11 protein-coding genes are annotated in these 13,724 nt (G+C 64.4%); 6 read left to right on the top strand and 5 right to left on the bottom strand.

What is annotated here, in order from left to right; all coding sequences use genetic code 11:
* The first annotated feature begins 49 nt into the window (after window positions 1-49).
* The 6 genes from lspA (at window position 50) to mutL (ending at window position 7,700) form a co-directional block, all read left to right on the top strand.
* Complete coding sequence (gene lspA / locus JQC81_RS02490) at window positions 50-520, top strand: signal peptidase II (RefSeq protein ID WP_376772362.1); 471 nt, start codon at window positions 50-52, stop codon at window positions 518-520.
* 85 nt (window positions 521-605) lie between these two features.
* Complete coding sequence (locus JQC81_RS02485; protein ID WP_203270139.1) at window positions 606-1,250, top strand: hypothetical protein; 645 nt, start codon at window positions 606-608, stop codon at window positions 1,248-1,250.
* Between the two features lie 214 nt (window positions 1,251-1,464).
* Window positions 1,465-2,796: a M16 family metallopeptidase gene (locus JQC81_RS02480; protein WP_203270138.1), complete on the top strand. Its 1,332-nt coding sequence runs from the start codon at window positions 1,465-1,467 to the stop codon at window positions 2,794-2,796.
* Between the two features lie 29 nt (window positions 2,797-2,825).
* Window positions 2,826-4,103, top strand: coding sequence for a M16 family metallopeptidase (locus JQC81_RS02475; protein WP_203270137.1), 1,278 nt, complete (start codon window positions 2,826-2,828; stop codon window positions 4,101-4,103).
* 152 nt (window positions 4,104-4,255) lie between these two features.
* Window positions 4,256-5,572 carry a phosphoglucose isomerase-related protein gene (locus tag JQC81_RS02470; protein WP_203270136.1) on the top strand — a complete coding sequence of 439 codons (1,317 nt, stop codon included), beginning with the start codon at window positions 4,256-4,258 and terminating at the stop codon, window positions 5,570-5,572.
* Window positions 5,573-5,849: 277 nt separating this feature from the next.
* Complete coding sequence (gene mutL, locus JQC81_RS02465) at window positions 5,850-7,700, top strand: DNA mismatch repair endonuclease MutL (RefSeq protein WP_203270135.1); 1,851 nt, start codon at window positions 5,850-5,852, stop codon at window positions 7,698-7,700.
* Window positions 7,701-7,742: 42 nt separating this feature from the next.
* Here the strand turns inward: mutL and JQC81_RS02460 are convergent, their stop codons facing one another.
* From JQC81_RS02460 to rsmD, 5 genes are all read right to left on the bottom strand, one after another.
* On the bottom strand, window positions 7,743-8,147 hold the full coding sequence (locus JQC81_RS02460; protein ID WP_203270134.1) for a PilZ domain-containing protein: 405 nt from the start codon (window positions 8,145-8,147) through the stop codon (window positions 7,743-7,745).
* A 113-nt stretch (window positions 8,148-8,260) separates the two neighbouring features.
* On the bottom strand, window positions 8,261-9,304 hold the full coding sequence (gene mgrA / locus JQC81_RS02455) for an L-glyceraldehyde 3-phosphate reductase (protein WP_203270133.1): 1,044 nt from the start codon (window positions 9,302-9,304) through the stop codon (window positions 8,261-8,263).
* A gap of 81 nt (window positions 9,305-9,385) precedes the next feature.
* The gene (locus JQC81_RS02450) at window positions 9,386-10,432 is read right to left on the bottom strand and encodes a zinc-dependent alcohol dehydrogenase family protein (protein WP_203270132.1); all 1,047 of its coding nucleotides are present in this window, start codon (window positions 10,430-10,432) and stop codon (window positions 9,386-9,388) included.
* A 278-nt stretch (window positions 10,433-10,710) separates the two neighbouring features.
* Complete coding sequence (locus JQC81_RS02445) at window positions 10,711-13,038, bottom strand: calcium-binding protein (RefSeq protein ID WP_203270131.1); 2,328 nt, start codon at window positions 13,036-13,038, stop codon at window positions 10,711-10,713.
* Between the two features lie 116 nt (window positions 13,039-13,154).
* The gene (rsmD, locus tag JQC81_RS02440) at window positions 13,155-13,712 is read right to left on the bottom strand and encodes a 16S rRNA (guanine(966)-N(2))-methyltransferase RsmD (protein WP_203270130.1); all 558 of its coding nucleotides are present in this window, start codon (window positions 13,710-13,712) and stop codon (window positions 13,155-13,157) included.
* Window positions 13,713-13,724: the final 12 nt, after the last annotated feature.

Below are 13,724 nucleotides of genomic sequence, written 5' to 3'. Positions count from 1 at the left end.
GAGTTCCGGCAAGAGCCGCACGGCTCGCAAAGGCCTCTCGGCGGCTGCGATCCTCGGCTTTTCCGCCGCGCTGATCACGCTCGTCCTCGACCAAGCGACCAAGCTCTACACCCTGTTCGTGTTCGACCTGCCGGTGAAGGAGCCGGTGGAGTTCGCCCCCTTCATCAACCTGATCGTGGTCTGGAACCGGGGCATCTCCTACGGGCTGTTCCAGCAGAACTCCGATCTCGGCCGCTGGGCCTTGATCGTGATCTCGATCCTGGCCGCCATCGGCCTGTCTGTCTGGATTCGCCGCACCTCGGCCAAGCTCCTGGCGATATCCCTGGGCCTCATCGTCGGCGGCGCCGTCGGCAATGTCATCGACCGGATCGCCTATGGGGCCGTGTTCGACTTCATCCAGTTCCATATCGGCTCATGGTCCTGGTACGTGTTCAACGTGGCGGATGCGGCCATCGTTGCGGGGGTGGTCGGTTTGCTTTATGACTCCTTCGTGCTGGAAGGGCGTCGGGCAAAGAAATGATATTGCACAGCGTCCGGCTGCCATATGTTCGCCAGAATAAGCGATCAGGCCTTCCGGCCACAACGAGAAATTAATGGTGGGTGCCATGAAGGGAATGAAAATCGTAGGGTGCGCAGGGGCTTTGGCGCTTCTGGTTGCCGCTACCGGCGCTTCGGCGCAGGAGGGCGAGGCCGTCAAGAGCCTGCTCGGCAGCATCGGCATCATTCCCAAGGAGAAGGACCCCATCGTCTATAACGAGCGTGCTCCGCTCGTGCTCCCGCCCAGCATGAACCTGCCCGCGCCCGTGCCGGGCGGCGGTGCCGAAGCGCGCAACGGCAACTGGCCCAAGGACCCCGATGTGGCAGCCCGACGCAAGGCGGCCGTCGAGGCCCGGACCCCCTTCACCGAGACCAACAGCTACAAGCTGAACGAGGGAAAGCGGCTCTCCATCGAGGAGATGCGCGCCGGCCGCAACCCGAACAACATCGTCACCACGGCCCCCGTGCGCTCCGGCTCGCAGGCCGAGATGAGCCGCCTGACGCCGGACGAGCTGCGGTCATACGCGAAGGATGACAAGGTCGAGCTGGCCGGCGACGGCCTGGAGCGGCGCTACCTCAGCGATCCTCCGGGGACGCTGCTCAAGGCCCAGGGCGGCGGCAAACTCAAAGCTTCTGCGGATCCGGTGGTCAACGGCGATCCCGACAGCCCGCAGGCCTTCATCCGCCAGCAGCAAGAGCGCCGCCGGCAGTAACCACCAACTCTTCTCTCTTTTTCAGGCGAACGGGTTCCCCCGCTTCGCCTGAAAACGTTATGGGGGTCCTGAAAGGCCAAGTTCGGTTCACCTGCTGCGCGAACCGTCTCCCCACCGGAAAGTTTCTCGGCCTCGCTTGCGTACCCCCCCAATTCGACTATTCCCGTAGGTCTGATCCTGCGAAACGATTTGATGTCGCCAAGGTTGAAACGTCATGGACACTGCCTCTAAGCCCATTCTTCGCGCGGACGCCGCCTCCTTCGGGCGGACGGAAGGCAGCGGCCCGAACCTGTCCTCCTTCACCCTCGACAACGGCCTCGACGTGGTGGTTATTCCCGATCATCGCGTTCCCGTCGTCACGCATATGATCTGGTACCGCAACGGATCGGCCGATGATCCGATCGGTCAATCGGGCATCGCGCACTTCCTCGAGCACCTGATGTTCAAGGGCACCGAGAGGCACCCGGCCGGCGAGTTCTCCAAGGTCGTATCGGGCCTCGGCGGTCAGGAGAATGCTTTCACGTCCTTCGACTACACGGCCTATTTCCAGCGCGTCGCCCGCGAGAACCTCAAGACTATGATGGAGTTCGAGGCCGATCGCATGACGAACCTCCTCCTGGAGGAATCCGTCATCGCTCCGGAGCGGGACGTGGTGCTGGAAGAGCGCCGCATGCGGGTCGAGACCGACCCTTCGGCGCAGCTGTCCGAAGCCATGGCCGCCTCGCTCTTCGTGCATCACCCCTACGGCATTCCGATCATCGGCTGGATGCACGAGATCGAAACCCTCAACCGCGATCACGCGCTCGACTACTACCGTCGATTCTACACGCCCGAGAACGGCATCCTCGTGGTTGCCGGCGACGTGACCGAGGACGAGGTGCGGCGCCTCGCCGACACCACCTATGGCCGTGTCTCGCCGCAGGGCAAGCGGCCGATCCGCGTGCGTCCGCGCGAGCCCGAGCCGGTGGCGGCCCGTCACATCACCGTGGCGGATCCCAAGGTCGAGCAGCCCACCATGCAGCGGCTCTACCTCGTGCCGTCCTGCCGCACGGCCTCGCAGCGCGACTGCTACTCGCTCGAGCTTCTCGCCGAAGTCATCGGCGGCGGCCCGACCTCGTATCTCTACCGCAAGCTCGTCATGGAGCGCGGCATCGCGGTGAATGCGGGTGCCTGGTACATGTCATCCGCCATGGAGGATACGCGCTTCTGCGTCTATGCGGTTCCATCCGAGGGCGTGTCGCTGCAGGCCCTGGAAGAGGCCGTCGATCAGGTGCTCAAGACGATCCCGTCCGAGGCGCTGGACGCGGATTCCATCGAGCGCGCCAAGACGCGTCTCGTGGCCGAAACGATCTATTCCACCGACAGCCAGTCCTCTCTCGCGCGCATCTATGGATCGGCGCTCGCCATCGGCGAGACCATCGAGGAGGTGCGCCGCTGGCCGGTGGAGATCGAGACCGTTCTCAAGGACGATCTGGCCTCTGCGGCCGAGCGCTATCTTGTCCCCCGCCGGTCCGTGACGGGCTACCTGCAGAAGTCGGCTTCTTGAAGCTGCCTGCCCCAGAATTTGAGGTCACAATGACAGCTTCTGTCGAAACCCTGTCCTCGTCTCCCACCCAGGTGAAGGCGCTGACCTCGCCGGGCGGTGTCGAGGTCTGGCACGTCGAGTCCGACGTGGTGCCGCTCATCGCCGTCTCGTTCATCTTCGAGGGCGGCTCGGCCCACGACCCTGCGGACAAGCCGGGCGTTGCGCAGATGCTCGCGCGGCTGCTCGACGAGGGTGCGGGCGAATACGATTCCGACGCCTTCCAGGAGCGCCTGGCTGCACGCGCCATCGAGCTGTCCTTCAATGCCGGCAACGACGCGCTCGGCGGCTCCCTGAAGACGCTGGTCAAGCATGCGGACGAAGCCTTCGAGCTGCTGCGTCTCGCGCTCGCCGAGCCGCGCTTCGATCAGGATTCCATTGAGCGCGTGCGCGCCCAGACGATTGCCGGCCTGAAATACCAGCAGAACGATCCCGGCGTCATGGCCACCCGCCGTTTCTTCGAGGAAGGTTTTGCTGGTCATCCCTATGGCCGCCCGACCTCCGGCACACCGGAGAGCGTCGCGGCGATCACGCGGGACGATCTCGTGGCCATGCACCGGGCGATCATCGCCCGCGGCCGCGTCAAGGTCGCGGTGGTTGGCGCCATCGGAGCCGACAATCTGTCGGCGCTGCTCGACAGGGTGTTCGCCTCCCTGCCAGAAGCGAAGCCGCTGGGCATCATCGAGCCCGCGACGCTGCAGAAGATCGGCTCGCGCATCGTGGTCGATCTCGACGTGCCGCAATCGGTCATCCGCTTCGGCATGAACGGCATCGCCTGGCGCGATCCGAGCTTCATCCCGGCCTATGTGCTCAACCACATTCTGGGCGGCGGCGCCTTCACGTCGCGCCTGTTCCAGGAAGTGCGCGAGAAGCGCGGCCTTGCCTACAGCGTCGGCACGTCGCTCGTAAGCTACCGCTCCGCTGCCATGACCTGGGGCTATACGGCCACCAAGAACGAGCGAGTGGTCGAGGCTCTCGACGTCATCACCAATGAGATGGCGAAGCTGACGAGCGAAGGCCCCTCCGACGAGGAGCTTCAGAAGGCGAAGGACTATCTTGTCGGCTCCTATGCGCTCGGCTTCGATACCTCGACCAAGATCGCCCACACCCTGGCGCAAATCGCCTTCGAGGGGCTCGGCATCGACTACATCGCGCGCCGCAACGCGCTTGTTGGTGCGGTAACCCAGGCCGACATCCGCCAGGCTGCCGAGCGCATCTTCGGCGACGGCCGGATGCTCACGGTAATCGCGGGGCGGCCAACCGGCGTGTGAGCGGCCCGATAACCATGAGATAATCCTGGTCATCGGGTGCGATTGCTGAGGATGGCGGGCGCCTGAGCGGCGGGTTCCCTGCTTAGCCCTAGCCGTGCCCCCCTCCGTGCCCTAATCTTGCGCTCCAACTTGCAACGAGTCGGAGTACGCCTATGCCCCTGCAGCAATCGATCGATCTTGCCCTGGATGCCAGTATCGGGGAGGGCGGTCTGCCGCAGGCGGCGCTGGACGAGGCTCTAGGTCTGGTAGACCAGGCCATGAAGCGGCTGGCAGAGGACGATTCTTCAGGCCGCCTGCCGCTGCTCCACATGCCCCGCACCACCGACGACCTGGCGAGCATCCGCGAGGCGGCCACCTTCCTGCGCGACGATGCCACCGATGTGGTTTTCCTCGGCACGGGGGGATCGAGCCTCGGCGGCCAGACGCTGGCCCAGCTGAGGGACTATGCCGTGCCGGGAGCCGGGCGTTTTACCGAGAGCCCCCGGGTGCACTTCCTCGACAATCTCGACCCCATCACCTTTGATCGGGTGCTGCACAAGCTGCCGCTCTCCTCGACCAAGTTCGTGTCGATCTCGAAATCCGGCGGCACGGGCGAGACCCTGATGCAGACGATTGCCGTGCTCACGGCTCTCGACAAGGCGGGCTTGAGCGCGCACCCCAAGGACGTGTTCCTCGGGCTGTCCGAGCCGCGCAAGGACGGCAGCCGCAATGCGCTGCGCGATCTGCTGGAGCCCGAGGGCGTACGGTTTCTCGAACACCACACAGGCATCGGCGGGCGCTACTCGGTGCTTACCAATGTGGGCCTGCTGCCCGCAGCCGTGCTCGGCCTCGACATCGCGGCCATCCGCCAGGGTGCCGCGGACGCGTATGAGCCGTTCCGCAACGGCGCTGCGGCCAAGGACGCGCCGGCGGCGCTCGGTGCCGCCCTCAACGTGGCCATGGCCCGCGACGGCAAGGGCATCACAGTGGCCATGGCCTATGCGGATCGGATGGAGCGCTTCACCCGCTGGTGGGTGCAGCTCTGGGCCGAGAGCGTCGGTAAGGACGGCCACGGCACCCAGCCGGTGGCGGCTATCGGCCCGGTGGACCAGCACAGCCAACTCCAGCTCTATCTCGCAGGCCCCAACGACAAGCTCTTCACGGTCATGACCACGGGCGTGGCCGGCAAGGGACCGCTTATGGACGAGAAGCTCGCCAAGCGGGCCGGTGAGCCCGGCTTCGGCGGCAAGCATATCGGCGATCTTGTGGCCGCGCAGGGACGCGCTACGGCCGACACCCTGGCCCGCAACGGCCGCCCGACCCGCCAGATCCATATCGAGAAGCTCGACGAGCGCGCTGTGGGCGAACTGCTCATGCATTTCATGCTGGAGACGATCCTGGCCGGCTATGCGCTGGGTGTCGATCCATTCGACCAGCCTGCCGTGGAGGAGGGCAAGATCCTGGCGAAGCAGTATTTGGCGCAGGGGTGAAAGTTGGCGCAGGTCTGAGAGACGGTCATCGCCGAGAGATGGTCATCCCGGGGCCGCGTAGCGGAGCCCGGGATCGTATGACGAGAGTGGCGCAAGAGCCCTCCTCCCCACAAGGGGGGAGGGGAAAGAGCACCCTATCCTGCACGCGATCCCGGATCGGCTTTGCCGTCCGGGATGACGCTCCAAGTCAGCAGGGGAATAACATCGCGCGTTCTGGTTTCCGCCGCCTTCAACGCCTATCTTCCCTTCATCCGAATCCTTGAGACCCGCAATCCTCATGCACGTCCGCCGCCTCGATCCCATCCTCGTCGACCGCATCGCTGCGGGCGAGGTTGTCGAGCGTCCGGCGGCGGCCGTGAAGGAGCTGGTCGAGAACGCCATCGACGCGGGCGCCACCTCCGTTGAGATCACCGTGGAGGCGGGCGGGCGCCGCCTGATCCGCATCGTCGACGACGGTCGGGGCATGACGCCCGAGGATCTGGAACTCGCGGTCGAACGCCACGCCACGTCCAAGCTGCCGGATGGCGACCTGTTCGCCATCAGCACTCTCGGGTTTCGCGGCGAGGCCCTGCCGTCCATCGGTGCAGTGGCGCGGCTGTCCATTACCTCCCGCACGGCGGAGGCCGAGACCGGCTCGGCCATCGTGGTGGAAGCGGGCATCAAGAGCCCGGTGCGGCCTGCACCCGCGCCGAAGGGCACCCGCGTCGAGGTGACGGATCTGTTTTCCGCCACGCCCGCGCGCCTGAAATTCCTGAAGAGCGACCGCTCGGAGGCGCAGGCGGTGGCCGAGATCGTCAAGCGGCTCGCCATCGCGCATCCGACGATCCGCTTCACCCTGTCGGGCGAGCACATCACGGCCTTCACCTATCCGCCGGAGGAGCCCGGCGAGCATGGCTTCCTGCGTCGCCTGTCGCGGGTGTTGGGACCTGAGTTCCACGAGAACGCCATGAGCATCGGCGTCGAGCGGGAGGGCGTGCAGCTCACAGGTTTTGCGAGCCTGCCGACGTATCATCGCGGCACCGGCACGGCGATTCATTTCGTCGTCAACGGACGGCCCGTGCGCGACAAGCTGCTGCTCGGCGCCGTGCGCGGCGCCTATGCGGACGTGATGGCCTCCGACCGGCACCCGGTTCTCGCCGTCATGATCGACCTCGATCCGCGCGCAGTGGACGTGAACGTGCATCCGGCCAAGACGGAGGTGCGCTTTCGCGATCCCGCTTTCGTGCGCGGCTTCGTGGTGGCAGCCCTGAAGGAAGCCATCACCCGCCATGCCTTCCGCGCCTCGTCCACCGGCGGCACGCGCACGCTGGAAAGCCTGCGCCCGCAAGGCGCGGTGCCCCTGCGCCCGGCGTACCCGCATCGCACCCATGCGATCCGCCCCACGAGCGCTTTCGCGAACTGGCAGGTCCCGCTCGATGCGCCGGAGCAATCCTACATACCGGGTCATGGTCTTGGCGAAAGGCAGGCGAGCCTGCCGGATCTCGCCGCGCCCTCCGCTGACAGCCGCGCAACACTGCATGAGATGGAGCCTCAAACTGAGGAATCGCCGCTTGGTGCCGCGCGTGCGCAATTGCACGGCACCTATATCGTCGCGCAGACGCAGGACGGCATCGTCATCGTCGACCAGCATGCTGCACACGAGCGCCTCGTCTACGAGCGGCTGAAGCGCGAGCGCGCCTCGTCGGGGATTGGGCGGCAATTGCTGCTGATCCCCGAAGTGGTCGATCTCGACCCCGTGGATGCGGACCGGGTGCTGGCGGAAGCCACCGCGCTGGAGGGGCTGGGCCTCGTGGTTGAGCCCTTCGGCCACGGCGCGCTCCTCGTGCGCGAAGTGCCGTCGGCCTTGTCCGGTGGGCGCATCAAGGCGCTGGTGCAGGACGTGGCCGATGCGCTCGCCGAATGGGGACAGGGCGCGTCGCACCCACTGGAGGAGCGGCTCGATGCGGTTCTCTCGCGCATGTCCTGCCACGGCTCCATCCGCGCCGGGCGGCGCCTGCGGCCGGAGGAGATGAATGCTTTGTTGCGCGAGATGGAAGCGACGCCGCTGTCCGGTCAATGCAACCATGGGCGGCCGACTTATGTCGAGCTCAAGCTGAGCGACATCGAGCGCCTGTTCGGACGGCGCTGACGCGCTTCTGACGAAGCTCTTCCTTTGAGACATTCGTGACGGTCAGATGCCGGTCTGCCAGAGCTTGAGGTTCTTGCGCGCCGGTTTGGCTGCGAGGTGGGCCGGCATGGCGGCCTGATCCAGGCAATCCTCGAAGGTGAGCGTCCGAGGCGTCTCTGCGGTCATCGCGGCATCGGCCTCGTCGGCGCTGAACGCAATTCCGGCGAAACCGCCCTTGCGCCAGCACACGCGCGCCCGGCGGACCTGCAGGTCATGGGCTGCAATGAACAGCTCGAAGGTCTCTGGCAGGTCCATCTGGGGCTTCAGGGCGATCCTGGCGCCACCGGTCGAGATATCCCGCACCGTGCAGGGGATCATCGCGTCGGGCCCCAGCATGATCTGCGCCGGGTGATGGGCAGGAAAGCGCCTGGCGAGCCGGCGGTTGTCGGAAGCAGTGACGGGGACCATGGAAGCGACCTGGGACAAATGGCCAATGAAGCTTTGCATTAACCATTTGTTAACCGCCTTCTCAAGTCCCTCGAAAGGGGTATCCCCGAAGGGATTGGGGATTGTGGCCCGCTTTATCGCGAAGGACCCTTTCGCTCCGCGGAAGCCGCCCAGATGTTCAGGTTGCCCTCGCCGGCGAAGTGGTCGATCTCAGAAAGCTCCTCGGATGTGAACGACAGGTTCTTGAGCGCGCCCACGCAGTCGACCACCTGCTCGGGACGGCTCGCGCCGATGAGCGCCGAGGTCACGCGCTCCCCGCGCAGCACCCAGGCGAGCGCCATCTGGGCCAGCGTCTGCCCGCGCCGCTCGGCAATACCGTTGAGGCCGCGGATGCGGGAGAGATTGTCTTCGCTCAGGAAGGTGGTGCGCAGGGACTTGCCTTGGGCTGCGCGGCTCTCTTCGGGAATGCCGTTCAGATACTTCGTCGTCAGCATGCCCTGGGCCAGCGGCGAGAACACGATGGAGCCCATGCCGAGATCGTCGAGGGTGTCGAGGAGCCCATCCTCCTCGATCCAGCGGTTGAGCATGGAATAGCTCGGCTGGTGGATGATGCAGGGCGCCTTCAACTCGCGCAAAATCGCAACGGCCTCGCGGGTGCGCTGGCTGTTGTAGGACGACAGGCCCACATAAAGCGCCTTGCCCTGCCGCACCGCGGCATCCAGCGCCAGCATGGTTTCCTCCAGGGGCGTGTTCGGGTCGAAGCGGTGGGAATAGAAGATGTCCACATAATCGAGCCCCATGCGCTTGAGGCTCTGGTCGAGGCTGGAGAGGAGGTACTTGCGGCTGCCCCACTCGCCATAAGGACCGGGCCACATGCGGTAGCCGGCCTTGGTGGAGATCACCATCTCGTCGCGCAGTCCGTGGAAGTCATGGCGCAGGATCTCGCCGAACAGGGTTTCGGCCGAGCCCGGAGGTGGGCCGTAGTTGTTGGCGAGGTCGAAATGCGTGATGCCGAGATCGAAAGCGGTCCGGCAGATCTCCCGCGCGGTCGCGGCCGACTTGTCCTCGCCGAAATTGTGCCAGAGCCCGAGCGAGATCGCCGGCAGCAGAAGGCCGCTGTGGCCGCACCGGTTGTAGATCATCGAGTCGTAGCGGTTTTCGGCGGGAAGATAGGTCATGGAACTCTCCAGCGCGGCAATGCAGCAGACGACTTACATAGCGCTCTTCGTGCGTGTTCAACAATGCGAGCGTCGCGCCCCTTATGACGAGAAGCGCGTGACGACGCTGATGCCGAGCCCTTCGAACCGGTCCATGGCCATGAGGGCGGCGGGCGCTTCCTCCAGGCTCAGGTGCTTGCCGACCAGTTTCTGCGGCGCGAGCTTGCCAGTGCGGATCATCGCCATCATGTCCTGATAGCGGAAGGCCTGCATGCCGTGGCTGCCGTAGATCTCCAGTTCATGGGCGATGACCTGCGCCATGGGCACGGACGCGCGGGCATGATCGCCCAGCATCAGCCCGACCTGCACGTGACGGCCGCGACGGCGCAGGTTGGCGATGGAGTTGTAGCAGGTCACGGGACTGCCCAGGGCATCTATGGACAGATGCGCTCCGCCCCTGGTGATCTCCTTCACCGCGCCAATCACATCTGCATTCTCTCGTGCATTCACGGTCGCTACCGCGCCCATCTCCCGCGCGAAGGCAAGCTTCTCGTCGGTCACATCGATGGCGATCACATTCGCCCCCATGGCGCTTGCGATCATGATGGCCGACAGCCCGACGCCGCCGCAGCCGTGAACCGCCACCCACTCGCCGGGCTTCACGCGGCCCTGGTCGACGATCGCGCGGAATGATGTGACAAAGCGGCAGCCGAGGCTGGCAGCGGTGGCAAAATTGAGCTCGTCCGGCAGCGCAACGAGATTCGTGTCTGCATAGTCGACGGCCACGTACTCCGCGAACGAGCCCCAAGCGGTGAAGCCCGGCTGGAACTGCTGTTCGCAGACCTGGTGATTGCCGGAGTTGCATTCATGGCAATGCCCGCATCCACCCACGAACGGCACCGTGACGCGATCACCCTTCTTCCAGCGCGTGACCTGCTTGCCGGTGGCGAGTACCGTGCCGGCGAGTTCATGTCCTGGCACGTGCGGCAGCACCACGTCGGGATCATGCCCCATCCAGCCATGCCAGTCGCTGCGGCACAGGCCCGTTGCCTCCACCTTGATCACAACGCCTTCCATGGAAGGCGTGGGATCCGGCACGTTCTGCACGCGGGGCGGCTGGCCGAACTGCTCGAAGAGAACCGCTTTCATGATGAGCCTTTCCTCCGCGACGAATGACGACAAGGCGGTATAGCGGTCGCTGGAGGGGAGGGCAAATGTTGCAGGCCGTCGACTCTCGCCGCCCATTCCTTGGGCTCTTACGCCTCCACTGTCATCCCCGTGCAGGCGGGGATCCATAACCACCGCAGCTCAATAGAGGGCGAACTGCGTCCCGCGTATTTGGACCGTCAGCGATTATCGATCCCGGGCTCCGCTGAAGCGGCCCCGGGATGACAGAGAGAAATGCGAGTCCCCGCGCTCTATGGTGCTCAGACGACGAAGAAGTCGTGGTAGGAGAGTTTGGCCTTGTTGCCGATGGTGGCGATCTTCACCTGCGCCTTGGAGCCAGTGCCGTCCTGATCGTAGTAGAGCGCGCCGGTCTTCCTGTCGTAGACGATCCGGTCCTCCGCATCCTGCGCCGTCTTGCCCGCCACGAACATGTCAGCCTTGAACTTCTTCGGCTTGGTGGCTGTGCCTGAACCGAGGTTCGTGAAGTATTTGTTGTCCAGGTAGATGCTGTCATCCTTGGACCTAAAGTCATAGACCCGGTCGACGTTCGTGCTCTTGTTCGGCCGCGTGTCAAACACGAAGATGTCGCGACCGCTCTGGCCCCACAGGCTATCGTTGCCCAGACCACCGTAGATCTTATCGTTGCCGGATCCCGCCTTGATCGTGGTCCGGCCTACATGGCCGACAATCTCGTTGGCGGTGTTGGAGCCGGTCAGGCTGGCGGACGCGCGCGATAACACGCCCGTGAGTTTCAGCACCTCGATCTCGGCTCCTGCGGAGAGCGCATAGGAGGTGGAGGCGAGCACCGTATCTCTGCCTTGGCCGAGTGCTTCCACCACCACGTCGCCGGCGCGCACCCGATAGGTGTCGCCACCGGTTGCTCCGCGCAATTCGGCGGTGCCATTGCCGATGAGGGTATCAGCAAAGCCTGAGCCGATGATGCCTTCGATGGCGACAAAGCTGTCTCCTGCGCCCCCGCCGAGGCTTGCTGCGACGCCTGTTGCCGACGAGGCAAAGGATGCAAAGTCGAAGCCGGCCCCGCCGTTGAGCACGTCGGCTCCCGCGCCGCCGTCGAGCGTATTGTTGCCTGCATTGCCGGTGATCGTGTTCGACAATTCGTTGCCCGTGAGGGCGACGGAGGCGGAGCCTGTGGCGGTGAGGTGCTCGACATGGGCGCTCAAGGCATAGCTGACGCTCGTCTCGATTGTGTCGATGCCTTCGTTGGCCTTCTCAACAACCCGGTCGCCGGCATTGTCCACCTGATAGGTGTCGTTGCCGCCTGCGCCTTCGAGCCTGTCCGCTCCCGCGCTGCTCTCGAAGGTGTCGTTGAACGCCGTGCCGATGTAGTAGTCGTTCTGCGCAGTGCCTTTGAGTGAGATTGCCTTGTCTCGCGGATCGACGATCTGGATGCCACTTGAGAGATGCACAGCGATGCGACCATCGGCCAGAAGGGACAACCCTTTAAGGGAGAACAGGCCTTCTGCGGCGGGCCTGCTCACGAGCAACCTGTCACTCACACGTGCGCCCGTTGCGTCAAAGATCTCAAGGCGAACTTCCGAGTTCATGGGGAAATCACTTGGGACAACTTGGGCCGCAAGGGCAAAGCCGCCTCCCGGAAGCGACAGGATGTAGGGGGTGCCGACTGAGCTGGCCTCCTCGGCGCTCGCATAAACTGCCAGCGGTTCTCCGGTGATCTTGCCGCCTGCAGCGTCAAAGACTTGGAATTTAACCGTGACTGTCGGTTCCGAAGTGGGAATGGTCTTCCCCATCTCGACCCATGTCACAACGAATCCGCCAACTTCAAGGGCAGTCACTTCAATTGAGTTCAGGCCTGAGGGGGTATTCACCGGAACGGTGAAGCAGTCTGACAGGGTGGGATTTGCAGCATCTGAAGGGTCTACAATGTAAAAATGGTTCGCTGTTTCGCTCGCGCGAACACCAACGACCATCTTGCCGTTTGAAAGGACTGTCAGATCGATTACGGAACCAAGACTGGCGAACGTGGAGATATCGGCCCCAAATGTGGTACCTACGCTTATGGGATTCGAGAGAGTGCCATCCGTTCCTAAAATGCGCAGAAAGGCCTCGCCGGCATAGCTCCGGTAGGCAACGGCGAGACGGCCGTCACTGAGGCTAATGACATCGTCTGAGGCGTAAGTCCCATCTGAATATGGGATGCTGCGCTTGAGGCCGGCGATCGATTGAGCCGGACCCAGAGGCTGCAGATCGGCTCCGTAGAGACTCAACCATGCAACACGATAGTGCGCACCGTTGTTTTGTGACATGGACCACGTAATGCCGATGCGACCGTCCGGGAGTTCCGCCGCAACGGGAGTCAGAACATACTTCTCAAAATCATAGGCGTTCGCCTCGACCCGGTAGGCATTGGGTATTTCAAGGCTCTTCTCCTCCTTGAGCGAGCCATCCGCATTGTAAATCCAGGCTTTGAATGCGCGATCATCCCAATCTGCTCCTGTCACGCCGAGAACCAGGAAAGTGCCGTTCCTGAGCGCCATCACATGAGGAGTATCCCACGGGACCGTTGTGGGAAGCGAGAACGGAGATCCCCAGAGAAACGGTTCGGCCATGACGATCCCCATCGCAGTCACAACAATGGCGCCTAACGGCGCGGTGACGCAATGTTATGCAGAATCAACCCTAGGACAACCGTCTTGTGAGAGGATGTGGAGGTTGGACGGAGCGATTACCCCCTGAACCGCCCGAACACCACCTTGGTCTCCCCGTAGTCCCGCCGCTCGATCTCCTCGAAGCGTTCCGGCAGAGAGACCTCGACGCCTTGCGCCTCTTCCACGATCACGAGCGCATCCGGCACTAGCCAGCCGCCTTCCGCGCAGGAGCGGAGCGCCTTGGGTGCGAGGTCCTTGCCGTAAGGCGGGTCGCAGAACACCAGGGAGAAGGGGGTGTTGGGTGCGGCCTCGCCCATGCGGGTGGCGTCGCGGCGGAAGAGGCGGGTGGCGCCGCCGGCGCCTAAAGCTTCCACGTTCTCGCGGATGATACCGCGGGCCTGCGCGCCGTCGTCGACGAAGAGCGCGAAGGCGGCGCCGCGCGAGAGGGCCTCCAGCCCGAGGGCGCCGGTGCCGGCGAAGAGGTCGAGCACGCGTGCGCCCTCGACCGGGTCGTCGTAGGAATGCTGGAGGATGTTGAAGAGTGTCTCGCGCAGGCGGTCCGAGGTCGGGCGGATGGCGTCCGAGCTCGGCCCCTTGAGCGAGCGGCCGCGCCAGCGCCCGCCCACGATTCTCATGGCTTAACCCCT

This window comes from Microvirga arabica, from assembly GCF_016811235.1.
In the GTDB taxonomy this organism is placed as follows: domain Bacteria; phylum Pseudomonadota; class Alphaproteobacteria; order Rhizobiales; family Beijerinckiaceae; genus Microvirga; species Microvirga arabica.
The sequence above is the reverse complement of the archived record's forward strand: the minus strand, read 5'-3'. Positions and strand labels throughout refer to the sequence as shown.